Source organism: Salinivibrio sp. MA427, from assembly GCF_001996115.1.
GTDB classification, from domain to species: Bacteria; Pseudomonadota; Gammaproteobacteria; order Enterobacterales; family Vibrionaceae; genus Salinivibrio; species Salinivibrio costicola.
In genome coordinates this window covers 1-17,263 of sequence record NZ_MUFH01000006.1, presented here as the reverse complement: position 1 = coordinate 17,263, position 17,263 = coordinate 1, and the positions used below count along the sequence as shown (strand labels likewise).

At 48.6% G+C, this 17,263-nt stretch carries 16 protein-coding genes; 12 read left to right on the top strand and 4 right to left on the bottom strand.

Annotated elements, in window-relative coordinates:
- Positions 1-60: 60 nt before the first annotated feature.
- The 5 genes from gshA to BZG79_RS01280 all read left to right on the top strand — a co-directional run bounded on the left by gshA (position 61) and on the right by BZG79_RS01280 (position 6,619).
- A complete protein-coding gene (gene gshA, locus BZG79_RS01300; protein ID WP_077773565.1) occupies positions 61-1,557 on the top strand; it encodes a glutamate--cysteine ligase in 1,497 nt (498 codons plus the stop codon).
- Entirely contained in the window at positions 1,472-2,089 is a 618-nt protein-coding gene (locus BZG79_RS01295) for a hypothetical protein (RefSeq protein ID WP_051109660.1), read from the top strand. The genes gshA and BZG79_RS01295 overlap by 86 nt, the downstream gene beginning before the upstream one ends.
- Positions 2,090-2,117: 28 nt before the next feature.
- A complete protein-coding gene (luxS, locus tag BZG79_RS01290; RefSeq protein ID WP_021022068.1) occupies positions 2,118-2,636 on the top strand; it encodes an S-ribosylhomocysteine lyase in 519 nt (172 codons plus the stop codon).
- 281 nt (positions 2,637-2,917) lie between these two features.
- Positions 2,918-3,997 carry a substrate-binding domain-containing protein gene (locus BZG79_RS01285; RefSeq protein WP_077459769.1) on the top strand — a complete coding sequence of 360 codons (1,080 nt, stop codon included), beginning with the start codon at positions 2,918-2,920 and terminating at the stop codon, positions 3,995-3,997.
- A gap of 3 nt (positions 3,998-4,000) precedes the next feature.
- The gene (locus BZG79_RS01280; protein ID WP_077773564.1) at positions 4,001-6,619 is read left to right on the top strand and encodes a LuxQ periplasmic sensor domain-containing protein; all 2,619 of its coding nucleotides are present in this window, start codon (positions 4,001-4,003) and stop codon (positions 6,617-6,619) included.
- 31 nt (positions 6,620-6,650) lie between these two features.
- Here the strand turns inward: BZG79_RS01280 and BZG79_RS01275 are convergent, their stop codons facing one another.
- Complete coding sequence (locus tag BZG79_RS01275) at positions 6,651-7,937, bottom strand: CNNM domain-containing protein (RefSeq protein ID WP_077646079.1); 1,287 nt, start codon at positions 7,935-7,937, stop codon at positions 6,651-6,653.
- Between the two features lie 68 nt (positions 7,938-8,005).
- On the bottom strand, positions 8,006-8,806 hold the full coding sequence (locus BZG79_RS01270) for an inner membrane protein YpjD (RefSeq protein ID WP_021022064.1): 801 nt from the start codon (positions 8,804-8,806) through the stop codon (positions 8,006-8,008).
- 181 nt (positions 8,807-8,987) lie between these two features.
- Between BZG79_RS01270 and ffh the strand changes: the two genes are divergently transcribed.
- The 7 genes from ffh (at position 8,988) to BZG79_RS01235 (ending at position 14,736) form a co-directional block, all read left to right on the top strand.
- Complete coding sequence (gene ffh / locus BZG79_RS01265) at positions 8,988-10,370, top strand: signal recognition particle protein (protein WP_077459766.1); 1,383 nt, start codon at positions 8,988-8,990, stop codon at positions 10,368-10,370.
- Positions 10,371-10,576: 206 nt separating this feature from the next.
- Entirely contained in the window at positions 10,577-10,825 is a 249-nt protein-coding gene (rpsP, locus tag BZG79_RS01260; RefSeq protein ID WP_021022062.1) for a 30S ribosomal protein S16, read from the top strand.
- 28 nt (positions 10,826-10,853) lie between these two features.
- A complete protein-coding gene (gene rimM, locus BZG79_RS01255) occupies positions 10,854-11,381 on the top strand; it encodes a ribosome maturation factor RimM (RefSeq protein WP_021022061.1) in 528 nt (175 codons plus the stop codon).
- A gap of 25 nt (positions 11,382-11,406) precedes the next feature.
- On the top strand, positions 11,407-12,162 hold the full coding sequence (trmD, locus tag BZG79_RS01250; RefSeq protein ID WP_077576447.1) for a tRNA (guanosine(37)-N1)-methyltransferase TrmD: 756 nt from the start codon (positions 11,407-11,409) through the stop codon (positions 12,160-12,162).
- A gap of 28 nt (positions 12,163-12,190) precedes the next feature.
- Positions 12,191-12,544: a 50S ribosomal protein L19 gene (gene rplS / locus BZG79_RS01245; RefSeq protein WP_021022059.1), complete on the top strand. Its 354-nt coding sequence runs from the start codon at positions 12,191-12,193 to the stop codon at positions 12,542-12,544.
- A gap of 244 nt (positions 12,545-12,788) precedes the next feature.
- The gene (locus BZG79_RS01240; protein ID WP_077678765.1) at positions 12,789-14,219 is read left to right on the top strand and encodes a carbon starvation protein A; all 1,431 of its coding nucleotides are present in this window, start codon (positions 12,789-12,791) and stop codon (positions 14,217-14,219) included.
- 127 nt (positions 14,220-14,346) lie between these two features.
- Positions 14,347-14,736: a DUF2799 domain-containing protein gene (locus BZG79_RS01235; protein WP_077576449.1), complete on the top strand. Its 390-nt coding sequence runs from the start codon at positions 14,347-14,349 to the stop codon at positions 14,734-14,736.
- A gap of 21 nt (positions 14,737-14,757) precedes the next feature.
- Here BZG79_RS01235 and btsR read toward each other — a convergent pair whose 3' ends face one another.
- Together btsR and BZG79_RS01225 are read right to left on the bottom strand one after the other, a co-directional pair.
- Positions 14,758-15,471 carry a two-component system response regulator BtsR gene (gene btsR, locus BZG79_RS01230; RefSeq protein WP_077646085.1) on the bottom strand — a complete coding sequence of 238 codons (714 nt, stop codon included), beginning with the start codon at positions 15,469-15,471 and terminating at the stop codon, positions 14,758-14,760.
- Positions 15,468-17,165 carry a sensor histidine kinase gene (locus tag BZG79_RS01225; RefSeq protein WP_077459762.1) on the bottom strand — a complete coding sequence of 566 codons (1,698 nt, stop codon included), beginning with the start codon at positions 17,163-17,165 and terminating at the stop codon, positions 15,468-15,470. Before BZG79_RS01225 ends, btsR begins: the two co-directional genes overlap by 4 nt.
- Between the last annotated feature and the right edge of the window lie 98 nt (positions 17,166-17,263).

Below are 17,263 nucleotides of genomic sequence, written 5' to 3'. Positions count from 1 at the left end.
CTTTTGAGCAATAGCTTGTTTATATTGACCACCACGCAGCATACAAATAAGAGATACATTTTGACTGATTTCACCCAGCGGTTAGCGCGTTTAGCGCAAAACCCAGACGCATTAAAGGGGATAGCCCGAGGGCTCGAGCGTGAAGCACTTCGTATTACACCGAATGGTCACTTAGCGCAAACTGCGCACCCAGACGCACTTGGCGCCGCATTGACGCATCGTTGGATTACCACCGATTTCGCCGAGTCGTTATTGGAATTTATTACCCCAGTCAACACCTCGGTGAAAGGGATGTTAGACGAGTTGCAGGATATTCATCRTTTTACCTATCAACAGATGGATGATGAACAGCTCTGGCCGATGTCAATGCCTTGTGTGGTCGCATCGGAAGACGATATTACTTTGGCGCAATATGGCAGCTCGAATATTGGTCGGATGAAAACGCTTTATCGGCAGGGACTCAAACACCGCTATGGCAGTGTGATGCAAGTGATCTCGGGCGTGCATTTTAATATCTCACTCCCTGAGGCGTTTTGGCAGCACCTGTATCACTCAGAGACTGTTAGCCAAGCTGCGGTGACACAAGGCTATTTTGATTTGATCCGTAATTACTACCGCCATGGTTGGATGATCCCTTACCTGTTTGGTGCATCACCGGCTTTGTGTGGATCCTTTATCAAACATACTGACAGTCCGCTGGCGTTTGAGCACATGCCATCGGGAACCTGTTACTTGCCGTATGCAACGTCCCTGCGTTTGAGTGATTTAGGCTATACCAACAACGCCCAAGCCGACTTGAAAATAGGCTTTAATACATTAGAGCAATATTTAGAAGGATTACGTCGCGCTATTCGTACCCCTTCGCAGCAATTTGCACAGTTGGGGATTCGTGACGGTGAAACCTATCGACAACTCAATACCAATATGCTGCAAATTGAGAATGAGCTTTATGCTCCGATTCGACCAAAGCGTAATGCGGAAAGCGGCGAAAAGCCGACCGAAGCACTAAGCCGCGGCGGAGTAGAGTACATAGAAGTCCGCTCACTAGATGTGAATCCTTACAGCCCTATTGGCATTGAAGAAGATCAAGTGCATTTTCTCGATTTATTTGTGTCTTGGTGTGCGTTATCGCCCTCCGACCCCATGTCCGATCCGGAACTGAATTGCTGGCGGGATAACTGGAATAAAATTGTACTTGAAGGGCGAAAACCCGGCTTAACCTTAACCACAGGATGCAATGGCGGTACCTTAACTCAGGCCGAGTGGGGACGTCAGGTGATGGCAGAGCTGAAACAATTAGCCAAAGTGATGGACCAGACCGTTGGTGATAGCCGCTATGAGCGCGTATGCGACAAAATGATTGCGTGTTTTGATAACCCCGAACTAACCTTATCAGGGCGTGTGCTGGCAGACGTGATTGCACAAGGCGGAATTGGTGGTGTTGGCCTAAGCTTGGCGAGTGAGCACAAGGATGAGCAGGACGCGTATTCTCAACCGATTAGGGATAATCACCGCCATGATATTGTTACCCGGGTGCGCGACGCCGCCACCGGATAACCCCAGCAATGTCTGTGCGATTTTCGAGCAAAATCCTGACTGGTTTGAGGCGGCCGTCGAGATGGAAGACAGCTGGGGGACGCCTATTCAGGTCGCGATGGCATTTGTGAAGCAAGAAAGCGCGTTCGTTCACGATGCTTTGCCTCCACGTGACTATGTATTAGGCATTTTACCCTGGGGGCGAGTGAGCAGCGCATATGGTTATGCGCAAGCACAAGATCCCGCGTGGTCAGACTATCAAAAAGCCACAGACAATGGCGGCTCTCGCACCGACTTTGCCGATGCGTTACAGTTTATAGGCTGGTACACAGCAGAAACGCATCGTCAGCTTGGGGTGTCGCAATGGGATGTTTACCGGCAATATTTAGCTTACCATGAAGGAAGAGGCGGATTTCAACGTGGCTCATTTGAGCGAAAACCTGGGCTCAAACGGGTGGCGCGTAAAGTCGAACAACAAGCAAAGGACTACGGTTGGCAGCTAAAAGGGTGCCGGCAACGACTAGAAGACAATCTGAGCTGGTGGCCATTTTAAGGCCGCAGTGATGAATGAAGGAGGAAAGATGCCACTACTAGATAGCTTCACGGTTGACCATACCCGCATGAATGCACCGGCGGTACGGGTCGCAAAAACCATGCAAACGCCCAGCGGTGACACCATCACTGTGTTTGATTTGCGTTTTTGTCGTCCCAATGAACAGCACTTAACCGAAAAAGGAATCCATACCTTGGAGCACCTTTTCGCTGGCTTTATGCGCAATCATCTGAATAGTGACAAGGTGGAGATCATCGATATCTCGCCGATGGGCTGCCGCACCGGTTTTTATATGAGCTTGATTGGCGAGCCCCAAGAGTCGGAGGTTGCTAAAGCATGGGAGCTTGCGATGGAAGATGTCCTTATTGTTCCTTCGCAAGATAAAATTCCGGAGCTTAACGAATATCAATGTGGTACTTATGAGATGCATTCGTTGAATGAAGCCAAAGATATTGCTCGTGCAATTATAGATGCAGGTGTGACCGTCAACAAAAATGATGATCTATCGCTGCCCGAATCGATGTTGCAAACGTTGCGCGTCGATTAAAACGCGACCAGTCATCCCTCTGCGGTAACACTGCCTTCTGTGTTACCGCCCCCCCTCCCGATTTGAGTGTTCTTTTCATTATTTTTGTCTCAATAGCTAGATAAACCCAAGAGAAGTGTAGGCGTCGTTGCAGCTTTTTTGCCTGTTCAAGCACGCTTCTGCATTTTGTCGCTGCGTATTCGCCTGGGTTTCGCTAAGCTGACAACTGAAATCGACCATCAAAAAAGGCTGTGAAACCCAAAGTGAGTTTACGCACAAGACATCATATTCGCCCCATCAGTATGTATCATTACCTGCTAGGTATCATGTTGTTGGTGACGGTGCCGAGTGCGCAAGCGTCGTTAAATGGCTATTGGTCATATGACGAGTTTCTTGCACGGTATCCTGAGCAAAAAGCGCTGACGGCAACACTCGATAAACAAGTGCAAGCCGATCCGGCGCCAATGCAACGTGCGTTGGCACCGATAAAAATTTCAGTGGTCGTGCCGGGTCAACAAATCTCTGATTATTGGCAGCGTAATGTGCGAGCGTTCGAACGTCGCTTACAAGCGCTTAATATTCCTTATCAGTTAAAAGAAGTCACAACACGACCGAACAACGACATACGAGAACAAAGTGCGTCTTTGTATGCGGCGCTGCGTGACGGTGCCGACTATCTTGTGTTTACCTTAAACAGTGTTCGTCACCGTAAGTTTATTAATCATGTGCTATCACAGAAAAAAACCAAGCTCATATTGCAAAATATCACCACACCGGTAAAAGCTTGGCAAGGTAATCAGCCTTTTCTCTACGTGGGGTTTGACCATCAGCGCGGCAGTCAGCTACTGGCTGATTATTATCAAACGCGTTATCCGAAAGGGGCGAATTACTCGGTGTTGTTTTTTTCTCAAGGTTATGTGAGTGATGCACGTGGGGACACTTTTATTGAAACCATGAGTCGCCATGGTGATAGTCAATTGGTCTCGGCTTATTACACCAAAGGTGACCAACATTCTGGTTATCAGGCAGCCAAAGCGATGTTAAACAATAATCCGCAACTCGACTTTATTTATGCTTGCGCGACAGATGTGGCGTTTGGGGCAATCAAAGCGCTTGAAGAGTTGGGAAGAGAGGAAGTTGGTGTTAACGGCTGGGGAGGCGGGTCCGCTGAATTGGATGCTGTCATGTCAGGACAACTAGACGCAACCGTGATGCGTATGAACGATGATACCGGGGTGGCGATGGCTGAAGCCATCAAACGCGACCTACAACAAAAAGCTGTGCCCGTTGTGTACTCAGGTCGGTTTAACGTCGTCACTCAATATGATGATCCGGATCGAATAGAAAAACTTAAGCAACATGCATTTAGATACTCGGATTAGATCATGCCCACCTTTGGTTCACCTAAATTATCACTCTCGCAATTACTGACTCGCTTGATTGTGGTCTTCTTCTTATGTGTGACCGCGGGCGTTTACATACAAAGTTACCAGTTGACCTTAGCGGGGATTAATCAAGAGATTAGCCGTACTTTGGCACAAACTTCTCGTCTATTGCAAAACGTCTTTGATAGTCGCTTAACGGCACTGCAAATTCACCAAAATACCAATGCTGCAAGTATGACACTTCAGTCACTGGTCGCCAGTGAAGACAGTGACGCACTTGATGACTATTTTATCGAACAAGAGCAACAAGATGTTGCAAATACCCCTGACTTTCGTTTTATCGCTAAAGACGACCGTGTGTTATGGCATGATGGCAGTAGCTTGTTTCACGGTATTGATAATGAGGGGTTGGATCAGCTGCGTTTGCAATTACGAAGTATTAATCGTTGGACCTTAACCACTGTCACCACGGATACAGAGCAAGGTTATTTACTGATGCGGAAAACGCCGATCGTTTTTCAATCAAACGGTAAACTCGGCGGATATTTGTATGTGGTCGTGATGCTGAATGGCAACTTTTCGTTTGTGAAAAGTTTGCAGCGTGCCAGTGACACTCAGGCGGTATGGCTATCGGCAGACAATGCAACCTTAGCATCTACTCTTAGTGGTAACGATAACATAGGCAAGGCGTTAACGTTGCCGAGCGAGGAGAGCAGTCAAGCGTTTCGGCACTATTTAGTGAGCCAATCCAAGCTTCGCATCGGCGGTGAGTCGACCAAAATTTCATTGTTATCGGCGCAACGTAATGACAATGTTGTCACATTACAGCGGCAAATGGGCATCAACTTATTGCTCACTACCCTAATTATTATTATCGCTGCTTTTTGGGTCAATCGTTTTGTGAAAACCCGGGTTGCGGATTCGCTCGATAGGCTAATGCGATATAGCCAAGGGGCGCGATCACGTCAACGTACCTTGCCGTTTGCCGGATCCGATATTGAAGAGTTTAATCACATCGGCAAAACTCTAGAGTCGACTTTTCATGCGCTGCACGAGAAAGAGCGCTCCCTACAAGATTTATTTGATTACGCGCTATCACCGATTATTGTTTGGGACACGGACTTTGCTATCACCCGTATCAATCCAGCAGCCAAGTTAAAGCTGAACTATGACGAACAAATCCATGCCTCAAGCTGGTTGTATGATCAGTTTATGTATGCCATCTCTCCTCATCTAAAGCGCGCGGTTAATGGGACCATCCTCAAAGGGGTCAATATTGAGATTGACCGTCGCGTTTACCGATGGAATCTTGCACCTTTAATGGTTGATAACCAAGTCAAAGCGGTGATCGGCCAAGGTCAAGAAATTACATCTCTTATCGAAGCCGAGCAACAAAGCCAGCGAGCCAAAGAAGCAGCGGAAGCCTCCGCGCGCGCTAAATCAGAGTTCTTAGCCAAGATGAGCCATGAAATACGCACGCCGCTTAACGGCATTTTGGGGATCACGCAAATATTAAATGATAGAGCCGAGGATAAGGCACAAAAAGACCTACTTGGTAGTTTATACCAAAGTGGTGAGCACTTACTCACAGTACTCAATGATATCCTCGATTTGTCTAAGATTGAACAAGGTAAAATGACCATCGAGTATGGGGAGTTTTATCTCCAAGATATCATTCGCACGGTGGAGAATATTTACACACCGCTTTGTGAAAGCAAGTCTATCTTATTGAATATCGATGCACCGATTGCGGCTGATACCATGGTGCGCTCGGATCAGTCCCGCCTCACACAAATCTTATTCAACCTAATGAGTAATGCGATAAAATTTACTCATGCAGGGCAGGTTGGGCTGACGGTCACCCTAGCGCAACGTGAAGTAGAAAAAACAGACGAGAATGAAAATTCGTCAGATCAATCTACATTGCGTCAATCTACATTGCGTCTCGTAGTGAGTGATACCGGGATAGGAATGAACCAGCAGGCGCTTGAGTCTTTGTTCGATCCCTTTGTACAAGCGGATTCCAGTGTGACGCGGACTTATGGTGGTAGCGGCCTGGGCCTGTCGATTGTTAAAAGTCTATTAGACTTACTGGAAGGTGACATTGATGTGACCAGTGAGCCAGATAAAGGCAGCCGCTTTGTGGTCGAGGTGCCGCTCACCTTGGTGGACAATAAACCGGCCAAGGCGCCAGAAAACGTGCCTTTCGATCCTGTGTCGCTCGGCATCAAGCGCGTCTTATTGGTTGAGGATAATAAGATTAATGCTATGGTCGCCCAAGCATTTTGCCATAAATATCATATTGAGGTGGAGTGGGTGAAAGATGGAGAACAAGCATTAGCGCGCCTTCAGCAAGTGCAGTATGACTTGGTGTTGATGGATAACCATATGCCCAATCTTGGTGGTGTGGAAGCAACGCAGGCCATACGGCAAACGCTCGGGTTAAGTGTCCCCATCTACGCTTGCACGGCCGATGCGTATGGCAGCGTGCATGACGCTTTTTACCAAGCAGGCGCGGATTACATCATCGTCAAACCGATTAAAGAAGCCAGCTTTATCGAGGCGCTCCGCCACTTAAAACTCCGCCACTTAAAACATGGCGCACACGCTGACTCATGAGTGTGAGAGTTAACGTTGTGCGCTGCATGGTCTAAACACTAATATTGGCGTCGGGTTGGTCTGTAGGGAGGACTTTGACTTGCTTGATCATATTGTCGGCAACATCGACAATTTCAATATGGTGACCATCAATTTCAATGCTCAAGCGGCTTTTAGGGATATCCTCCAAGTGCTCGAGAATTAAACCATTGAGGGTACGGGGGCCGTCAGTGGGTAAGGTCCAGTTAAGACTCTTATTCAAATCGCGAATATTGGCGCTACCTTCAATCAAATAGCCACCATCGGTCAATGACGTAATCTCTTCGGCCAAGCTCGGTGATAAAGAGGTGGTAAACTCACCCACGATCTCTTCGAGAATGTCTTCTAACGTCACCAGGCCAATCATGTCGCCGTATTCGTCTACCACTAAGCCGATACGTTGCTTATTACGCTGAAATTTAAGCATTTGTACGTTCAGTGGCGTGCCTTCCGGAATAAAATAGACTTCATCGGCGGCGCGAAGCAGCGTCTCTTTATTAAATTCGTTTTTCTCAACCATCAGGCGATAGGCTTTGCGGACGCGCAGCATCCCAACCACCTCGTCGATGGTATCGCGATATAACACCATTCTTCCATGCGGGGCATGCGTGAATTGGCGCATGATGGACTTCCAGTCATCATTGATATTAATCCCAGTGATCTCATTGCGTGGCACCATGATGTCATCCACGGTCACCTCTTCAAGCTCTAGAATTGATAGCAACATATGCTGGTGACGACGGGGGATCAAACTACCGGCTTCGTTGACAATGGTTCGCAGCTCTTCGGTGCTTAGATTATCTTTGCCGTCGGCTTTAGCGCCTATTCCTAACAAGCGCAAAAAACCATTGGTGATAAAGTTCACCAGGCTAACAAGCGGATAAAACACCTTCATTAGGATGGTGAGCAAATGGCTGCTAATAAACGATACGCGCTCTGGATAAAGAGCAGCCAGCGTTTTGGGCGTGACTTCGGCAAACACCAGGATCACCATCGTTAACACACCGGTTGCGATCGCAATCCCTGCGTCGCCATACAAACGTAACCCGAGGACGGTCGCGATTGAAGAGGCAAGAATATTTACCAGGTTATTACCGATCAGAATAAGCCCAATCAATCGGTCTGGCCGAGTAAGCAGTTTTTCGACCCGCTTAGCGCCACTGTGGCCTGATTTAGAGAGGTGGCGCAACCGGTACCGATTAAGTGCCATCATGCCTGTCTCAGACCCGGAAAAATAACCGGAAATGACGATAAGCAATACCAAAAGGGAAATCAATATTCCCGTCGATATGTCGTCCAACGAACTGTTCCTTACGTTTGTTTTAAAATCAGAGCGTGTGCTCGAGGGTTTACGCTAAATGCGCGTAATCAATAGCCTGCAATCAATATCTCACGAACAAACCGGCTACCAAAGTAGGCCAGAGTAAGGAGAAACGCGCCCACGATACTAAACCAGACCACCCGACGTCCACGCCAGCCGGACTGATAATGCCCCCAAAGGAGCACACCATAGACTCCCCAAGCGGCCATCGAGAGGAAGGCTTTGTGCGCTTTTCCTTGCGCGAACATGTCATCGACAAAGACAAAACCAGAGATTAGAGTGAGTGTTAATAATACTTGTCCGACTAAAATGATGTTGAAAAGCTGACGCTCCACCATCATTAAAGGAGGAACATTATGATTAATCACCTGGCGCTTTTTGTGTTTGAGCTGATAATCCAGCCAAGCCAATTGCAATGCGTACAGGGTAGCAATCATCAATGTTGAGTATGAAAACAGAGCCAGAGAAATGTGTAATAGCACCTCTGGGTGTGATTCAAGATGCGTAATAAAGGCACCGGGCAGCAGGGTCGCGCTCGCAAGGTTTAGTCCTGCAAAGGCGTAAACCACCGGCAGCAAGAACCATAGCCGCAATCGGAAAATTAGCCCGGTCGTCATCATCGCAATGATAAAACTCACCAAGGAGGCGACGTTGAGCATGCTAAGATTCTGCCCACTTCCTGATAAAATCAGATCTTTGAGCAGATAAGCATGTAACGCCAGCGCAGCCAGTGCGGTGAAAAAGACCGGCTTCGCACTAATTTGATTGTTGCTGGACAAGCCGGGGATGATCTGCAAAATGGCGGCCAGATAAAGCAGTGATGCCAACAAGGCTGTCAGAATTTCCATCGTCACCGATCAGTCAGTTAATCAATAAGAATGAAGGTGTGAGTATACCTTGCCTCAATCTCTGTCGCTATCGATACATGCAAGTGATGGGGGGATTGCGGTATAATCTCAGTAATTTCGCGACAGCGATTGCACCCAGATGAAAAATCATGGGCCAATAGGACGAGTGGGCGAGTAACGCATGTTTGAAAACTTATCAGAACGTTTATCCCGGACGCTCAAAAATGTGAGCGGCCGTGGACGATTAACGGAAGACAATATCAAAGAAACCCTGCGCGAAGTGCGTATGGCGCTACTGGAAGCCGATGTCGCGCTCCCTGTGGTTCGTGATTTTGTTAAACGCGTCAAAGAACGCGCCGTTGGCATTGAAGTCTCTAAAAGCCTGACCCCAGGGCAAGAGTTTATCAAGATTGTTCAAGCTGAGCTTGAAGCGGTGATGGGCGACGCCAATGAAAAATTGGATCTTGCGGCGCAGCCGCCCGCAGTGATTTTGATGGCGGGCTTGCAAGGGGCGGGTAAAACCACCAGTGTGGGTAAGCTGGGTAAGATGCTTACCGAGCAAGAAAAGAAAAAAGTGTTAGTGGTGTCTGCCGATGTGTATCGCCCGGCGGCGATCAAACAGTTGGAGACCTTGGCTAGCGAAGTGGGGGTTGACTTTTTCCCGTCCAGCACTGACCAAAATCCAGTCGATATTGCTCAATCCGCGGTTGAGCACGGCAAGCTAAAATTTTATGACGTAGTGATCGTCGATACGGCGGGTCGTTTGCATGTCGATGACGCCATGATGGGCGAAATCAAAGACGTTCACCGCGCGATCAACCCTGTTGAAACCCTGTTCGTAGTAGACGCCATGACAGGCCAAGATGCGGCGAACACCGCCAAAGCCTTTAACGATGCATTGGCATTGACGGGTGTGGTTCTGACCAAGGTTGATGGTGACGCCCGAGGTGGTGCCGCACTGTCGGTGCGTCATATCACCGGTAAACCGATTAAGTTCTTGGGTGTGGGTGAAAAAACAGACGCACTTGAGCCTTTCCATCCTGACCGGGTGGCATCCCGTATCTTGGGGATGGGCGACATGCTGTCGCTTATCGAAGATCTCGAGCGTAATGTCGATCAAGACAAAGCCGAGAAAATGGCCAAGAAGTTCAAGCAGAAGAAAGGCTTCGACTTGGCCGATTTTCGTGATCAGCTTGAGCAGATGAAGGGCATGGGTGGCATGATGGGCATGATGGATAAGCTGCCTGGCATGTCCAATGTGCCTGATAACGTGAAAGATAACGTTGATGATAAAATGTTCTTGCAGATGGAAGCGATCATTAACTCGATGACACCGCGTGAGCGCCAGCGTCCAGAAATCATCAAAGGGTCACGCAAAAAGCGGATTGCCGCCGGTTCAGGCACCCAGGTGCAAGACGTCAACCGCTTGCTTAAGCAGTTCACCCAAATGCAGAAGATGATGAAGAAAATGCAAAAAGGTGGCATGCGCAATATGATGCGCCAAATGAAGGGCATGATGCCACCCGGTGGTGGTCCCGGCGGCCCTGGCGGATTCATGGGTTAATCCGATTCGATATTTTGCTTGTTAGCCCAGTGCTAGCAGGCTTGATAACTCGCTGTGAGGCTGGGGACAGCTGGTGGAAATTTGACTAAACCAGTTGCATTCACAGCAATAAAGAGTAAAATTCCCGAGCTTTATTTTGGCACGAGGCCCCGCATTGCTTACGCGAAACGGGGCCAATTTTATTAAGTAATGCAAATGAGGACGATATGGTAACCATTCGTTTGGCACGTCATGGCGCGAAAAAACGCCCATTTTATCAAATCGTTGTAGCTGACAGCCGCCAGGCGCGCGACGGTCGCTTCATCGAAAAAATTGGTTTCTTCAACCCTGTTGCTCAAGGCCAGGAAGAGAAACTACGCCTTGACCTGGATCGCGTAAACCACTGGGTTAGCGAAGGCGCAACGGTTTCTGACCGTGTTGCTAAGCTAGTCAAAGACGCAGCGCAAGCGGCGTAATTGATCAGTGTCAGGGTTAAAAGAAGAAATGAGTGAGCAAGAGACGATTGTCGTTGGCAAGCTAGGCTCGTCGTACGGCATACGAGGCTGGCTCAAGATTTTTTCTTACACTGAAGATGCTGAAAGCATTTTTGCCTACTCACCCTGGTTTATCCAGGTGCGCGGGCAGTGGCAACGTTTCGAGGTTGAAGACTGGAAACGCCACAATAAAGGGTATGTCGCCAAACTTACGGGGCTGGATCAGCGCGAAGACGCGCAGATGCTGACCAACGCTGAGATTGCAGTCAGTGCACAAGCGCTTCCTGCTTTATCAGATCAAGAGTTTTATTGGCGTGAGCTGTTTGGTATGGACGTGGTGAATGCAAAAGGCTATCACCTCGGCACTGTGACTGACATGCTTGAAACAGGCTCGAACGACGTGCTTGTCGTTAAAGCCAACCTGAAAGATGCTTTTGGTAAAAAGGAACGCTTAATTCCGTTCCTTGAAGAGCAGGTCATCAAGTCGATTGATCGCACTGCTCAACGGATCGAAGTTGACTGGGATCCTGGTTTTTAAACTCCAACAGTAAGCGAGCGGAAATATGTGGGTTGGCATTATCAGCCTGTTTCCAGAAATGTTCCGAGCGGTCACTGATTTTGGAGTCACGGGCCAAGCGGTAAAAAAAGGGCTGTTAAACGTCGAAACGTGGAATCCGCGTGATTTCACCCACGACAAACACCGTACGGTCGATGACCGACCTTACGGCGGTGGCCCGGGCATGTTAATGATGGTAGAGCCTTTGCGCGATGCGATTCATGCCGCTAAACAAGCCGCAGGCGATAAAGCGAAAGTGGTTTACCTCTCTCCGCAAGGGCGCAAGCTCGATCAAGCGGGGGTCGAGTCGCTGGCGAGCAATGATAAACTTATTTTGATTTGTGGCCGGTATGAAGGGGTAGACGAGCGCATTATTCAAACTCACGTTGACGAAGAATGGTCAGTGGGAGATTTTGTGCTTAGTGGGGGCGAGCTGCCCGCGATGACGTTAGTCGATGCTGTTGCTCGGTTTGTACCGGGTGTGCTAGGCGATATGGCGTCAGCAGAGGAAGATTCCTTTGCCAATGGGTTGTTAGACTGTCCACACTACACGCGTCCTGAAGTGTTAGATGGGTTGGTGGTACCAGAGGTGCTAAAATCCGGTAATCATAAGGACATTCGTCGCTGGCGATTAAAACAATCGCTAGGTCGCACTTGGTTACGACGACCAGAGCTCCTGGAAAACCTAGCTCTGACTGAYGAACAGGAATCACTACTTGCCGAGTTCATCAAAGAACATCGTGCAAGTGCCGAATCAAATTGAGTTTCAGTTTATTCTAGGGTTATAAATAATGAGTAACATCATCAAGCAGCTCGAAGACGAGCAAATGAAAAAAGACCTGCCTGAGTTTCAAGCAGGTGACACTGTCCTGGTACAGCTTAAAGTAAAAGAAGGTAACCGTGAGCGTCTGCAGCCATATGAAGGTGTGGTTATCGCTAAGCGCAATCGTGGTCTACACTCTGCATTTACCGTACGTAAAATGTCTAGCGGTGAAGGTGTAGAGCGTACTTTCCAAGCCCATTCGCCAGTTATCGACAGCATTACTGTTAAACGTCGCGGTGCAGTACGTCGTGCCAAACTGTACTACCTGCGTGAGCGTTCTGGTAAGTCAGCTCGAATCAAAGAGCGTCTTAACAAGAAGTAATCGCCCCTATGGCGTTTATTGCTCAAAAGCCCGTCCTGTAGGACGGGCTTTTTTAATGGCCAATCGGCTCATTCACACCTCACCCTTCACCGCCCTCACCACTTAATCCTGTTTACAACCGTTTATCTGCACCGGCGACCACTCGCCGTTAAAGCGCGTGTATTCGACAACGCAATCGGCAAAATGGCATCTGTCCCCTACTAAAAGATTGGCAGCAGCGCTGCTAACGACACGGAGAGCAATTATGTCCTGGTTTTTACTTTGCGTAGTGACCTTGATTGTCGGCTACTTTACCTACGGCACTTTCATTACCAAAATTTTTGGGCCAAAACCGCAAAAAGCGACCCCGGCCATGAGCATGAACGATGGTGTCGACTTTGTGCCACTGTCAGATAAGAAAGTATATCTGATTCAACTGCTTAATATTGCAGGCCTCGGTCCGATTTTTGGCCCAATACTCGGTGCGTTATATGGCCCTGTTGCCATGCTATGGATTGTGTTTGGCTGCATTTTTGCCGGCGCCGTGCATGATTATTTCTCTGGTATGCTCAGTGTGCGTGCCAATGGCGCATCTGTCCCTTCTGTCGTGGGCGAGCATCTCGGTAACTTCGCTAAACATTTTATGAACTTCTTTGCGGTGTTACTCTTGATGCTGGTGGGCGTGGTGTTTGTGCTCGGTCCAGCCAAGTTGTTAGGTAGTCTGTCAGAAATGAGCGTGGCGCTGTGGGTGGGCATTATCTTTGCCTACTATGTATTGGCCACCGTGGTGCCGATAGACAAAATTATTGGCCGTTTTTATCCTATATTTGGCGCTTTGCTTGTCTTTATGTCGGTGGGCTTGATTATCGGCTTGGCCGTGAGCGATCACAGCTTCTACAGCCAAGGGCTCGATTTTGCCACCAACTTCCATCCGACCGATCTGCCACTATGGCCATTACTGTTTATCACCATCGCTTGTGGTGCGGTATCAGGCTTCCACGCCACCCAATCGCCATTAATGGCGCGTTGTATGCAGAATGAAAAGTCAGGCCGGTTTATCTTTTATGGCGCCATGATTGGTGAAGGTGTGATTGCGCTTATCTGGTGTAGTCTGGGCTTAAGCTTCTATGAATCGAGTGACGCGCTTAATCAAACGCTCGCTAACGGTGGCCCGGCAGCGGTGGTGCATGAGGTTTCCACCTCGCTACTTGGCACGGTCGGCGGCATTATGGCGGTATTAGGGGTGATTGTGTTGCCGATCACTTCTGGCGACACTGCTTTCCGTTCTGCGCGTCTGATTATCGCCGACTTTCTGAATATTCAGCAAAAACCGATGGTGAAGCGCCTGATGATTGCGATCCCCATGTTTGTGGTCGGCTTTTTGATCACCAAAGCGGAGTTTGGCGTGATTTGGCGTTACTTCGGCTGGGCTAACCAAACTACCGCGATGATCATGTTGTGGGCCGCGGCAGCCTATCTTATTAAGCGTGATAAGCTGCACTGGGTATGCACCATTCCTGCGATGTTTATGACCGCGGTAACTGTCACTTATTTGGCCAATGCTGAAATCGGTTTTAGCTTACCGATGAATATCGCTACCATGATTGGTGTCGGGGCAACCGTTGTCGCCACAATTGGGTTCTTTATCGGTTATAAACCCAATTCGCAGTTAATCGCCAATGAAAAGCAGTTATAGGTAAGGCGTTATAGCTGATGGGTCTGCGCTCAGCTATATGACTGGTCTTCAAGCAATATTCAGTCAAATACGCTAAGATCTAAGCCTCAGTATTTACTGAGGCTTTTTTATGAGGGTAGGACAGGGCATGAAACAGACGTTTTTTTTATTATTCGCCGTTTTACTTTTGGCCGGGTGCGCTGCTTCTACCACCCAAGGCTTGGTTGACGATCAAAATTGGTATGGCTTGGGGGAGCAAGATGGTCAGCGTGGTTTGCCACAGCGATCCGTGAAAGATTTACAAACCCTGGCAAGTAAAGCGACTGGGCCGATGAATGCAAATTATCTCGACTACGAGCAAGGCTACATCCATGGTATTGATGATTACTGCGATCCTGCTCATGCCTATCAGCTTGGGCTAGACGGAAATCCGTATATGGGCGTATGTGAAAGTCGGCCAGGATCTCAGCGTTTTAGAATGGAATGGCAGCGTGGTCATCACGATTCTCAAAGCCAATCTAATAGCCTATTTTATTGAGCACTGGCGTATAAGTCTGGGTTAGTTAAGCCCCAATTGATTTTTTAACGCTTTTAAGTAACGTCGGCTCACCGGCACAACATGCGCTGAGGAGGTAATCACCTCAGCAAGGCCATTGTCGAGTAAGCGGATTTCGCGGATAGCGGCGGGGTGAATCAAGTATTGGCGATGACAGCGTATTAAGGGGGTTTTGTCCTCCAAGACCTTGAGTGATAGGTGCGTGGTAGACTCGCCTTTTGCGGTGAGCAGTGCGACGCCACTTAAGGCGGTCCGCGCAACTTCGACCTCTTGATGTGGGATCAATGTAATCCGACTGTGTCCCGCACAGGGAAGCAAATCCAACGTTGGTGTCATTGCTCGGTAGTCGTTTTTCTGGCGTAGCTCACGAGTGAGTTTTTCCAAGGATTTTTTTAATCGCACGGTTTCAACGGGCTTTAACAGGTAGTCGAACGCATTTTCTTCAAATGCTTGTACCGCATATTCATCATAGGCGGTGACAAATACCACCTTGGGCATGGTATCGGGATCGAGCATGGCTAACAGCTCTAATCCCGTCACTCGCGGCATTTGAATATCTAAAAACACCACGTCTGGACGGGTTTGATTGATGGCTTTCAGTGCGTCAATGGCATTGTTGCATTGCCCTATGATGTCAACACCGCCTACCGCTAGCAACTCGTCTTCCAACGCCTCGCGGGCGTGCAGCTCATCATCAACAATCAATGCCTTAATCATGCCTCTCTCTCCTTATTGGGCGTTTGATACGTGAAGGGCAAAGTGACGGTTGCCCGTGTCCATATATCAGGCTGACAGGTCATTTTTAGCGCATATTGGCCGCCAAACAACCCTCGTACACGCTTATCAACAATACGCATGCCGAGTCCTGAGTGTTGTGCTGCGGGTTGGTAAAGCCCGGCATTGTCTTCCACTTGTAAATACAGGCATTCGCCTTCTTGCCAGCCACGAATAATAATTTTGCCGTCTGCCATCAATTGGCTGATCCCATGTTTCACCGCATTCTCGACCAAAGGCTGTAAGGTAAAACTTGGGATCACCGCGTGTAAGATAGCGGGATCAATCTGCTTCTCCACACTCATGCGATCGGCAAAACGGGCATGTTCGAGCTCTAAATAGGCATCAAGGTGATTCAGCTCTTGCTCAAGCGAGACGGTCTCGCGGTTTTGCTTAAGGTTACTGCGAAAAAAAGTCGATAGATGTTGGATCAATTGGCGTGCCCGCTCTGGCTCGCGTTTGACCACCGCACTAATCGTATTTAAGGCATTGAACAAAAAGTGCGGATTGACTTGGGCGCGTAATAAGTTTAATTCGGCCTGGGTGAGCAAACTTTGTTGACGCTGATAACGGCCGGTTAAAATCTGGTTCGAGAGCAATCGGGCGATCCCTTCGCCCATGGTGACATTAATGGCCGAAAAGAGCTTACGTTTTGGCTCATAAAGCTTCACCGTCCCCAGTACATAGCCATCGCCTCCGCGTAGTGGGATCACCAGTACTGATCCCAACTTGCAATAAGGAGAAAGTGAGCAGCAATAGGGGATATCCGCACCATCAATATAGATCAGCTGATCATCGGCAATCGCGCGACGGGTGTAATCAGAGGCAATTGGCGTACCGGGGAGATGGTGGTCATCGCCAATACCGGTAAACGCAAGGATCTTTTCTCTATCGGTAATCGCCACCGCCCCAACGCCGGTTTCTTGCTGAATAATGGCAGCGACTTGTTCACTGCTTTGTTGATTAAACCCGCTGCTTAAAAGGCCGACCGATCGTTCAGCAATTTTGAGTGCTTTGCTGGAAAATGCCGCTGAATAGCGCTCGAACAGGGTTTTCCGGTCGACAATTATGCTCATAAACATCGCCGCGCCAATAGAGTTAGCAATCACCATGGGGGCGGCAATCGCGCTAACCAGTTCATACGCGCGGCTAAAGGGTTCAGCGACCGCGAGGATAATCGCCATCTGCACTAACTCGGCAACGAAGGTTACCCCTAACACGACTGTGGGAGAGAATAAACGGCTGGTTTGATTGCGCGACACCAAATAGCGATGCATTACACCACCAATCAAGCCCTCTGCCGTGGTCGAAATGGCGCAAGCCAAGTCAGTAAAGCCGCCTAAACTGTAGCGATGTAAACCGCCGGTTAGCCCGACCAAAAAGCCCACAAATGGGCCGCCTAGTAATCCGCCCATGACCGCGCCGATCGCACGGGTGTTGGCAATTGCATCTTGAATCCCCAAGCCAAAATAGGTACCGAGAATGCAAAAGCCAGAGAAAAGAAAATAACAAACAACTTTATGCGACAGTCGCCCCGAAATACTCAGCAGTGGCATAAATGCCGGTGTTTTACTGAGCAAATAGGCGATAACCAGATAGACGCTCATTTGCTGAAGAAGTGAGAGAATCAGTGCCATAACGACCCACACAAAAAAACCAATGCGCTATAGTAACGGTTGCCGTTGTAAGACTCTATTGTAATCTCTAGTGTAAATTATTACTTACAGAGTAAATA

Excerpts from the sequence above, each read along its gene's own strand:
- BZG79_RS01295 (WP_051109660.1), top strand. The coding sequence starts at position 1,472 with ATGAGCAGGACGCGTATTCTCAACCGATTAGGGATAATCACCGCCATG.
- luxS (WP_021022068.1), top strand. The coding sequence starts at position 2,118 with ATGCCACTACTAGATAGCTTCACGGTTGACCATACCCGCATGAATGCA.
- BZG79_RS01285 (WP_077459769.1), top strand. The coding sequence starts at position 2,918 with ATGTATCATTACCTGCTAGGTATCATGTTGTTGGTGACGGTGCCGAGT.
- BZG79_RS01280 (WP_077773564.1), top strand. The coding sequence starts at position 4,001 with ATGCCCACCTTTGGTTCACCTAAATTATCACTCTCGCAATTACTGACT.
- BZG79_RS01270 (WP_021022064.1), bottom strand. The coding sequence starts at position 8,806 with ATGGAAATTCTGACAGCCTTGTTGGCATCACTGCTTTATCTGGCCGCC.
- ffh (WP_077459766.1), top strand. The coding sequence starts at position 8,988 with ATGTTTGAAAACTTATCAGAACGTTTATCCCGGACGCTCAAAAATGTG.
- rpsP (WP_021022062.1), top strand. The coding sequence starts at position 10,577 with ATGGTAACCATTCGTTTGGCACGTCATGGCGCGAAAAAACGCCCATTT.
- rimM (WP_021022061.1), top strand. The coding sequence starts at position 10,854 with ATGAGTGAGCAAGAGACGATTGTCGTTGGCAAGCTAGGCTCGTCGTAC.
- rplS (WP_021022059.1), top strand. The coding sequence starts at position 12,191 with ATGAGTAACATCATCAAGCAGCTCGAAGACGAGCAAATGAAAAAAGAC.
- BZG79_RS01240 (WP_077678765.1), top strand. The coding sequence starts at position 12,789 with ATGTCCTGGTTTTTACTTTGCGTAGTGACCTTGATTGTCGGCTACTTT.
- BZG79_RS01235 (WP_077576449.1), top strand. The coding sequence starts at position 14,347 with ATGAAACAGACGTTTTTTTTATTATTCGCCGTTTTACTTTTGGCCGGG.
- btsR (WP_077646085.1), bottom strand. The coding sequence starts at position 15,471 with ATGATTAAGGCATTGATTGTTGATGATGAGCTGCACGCCCGCGAGGCG.
- BZG79_RS01225 (WP_077459762.1), bottom strand. The coding sequence starts at position 17,165 with ATGGCACTGATTCTCTCACTTCTTCAGCAAATGAGCGTCTATCTGGTT.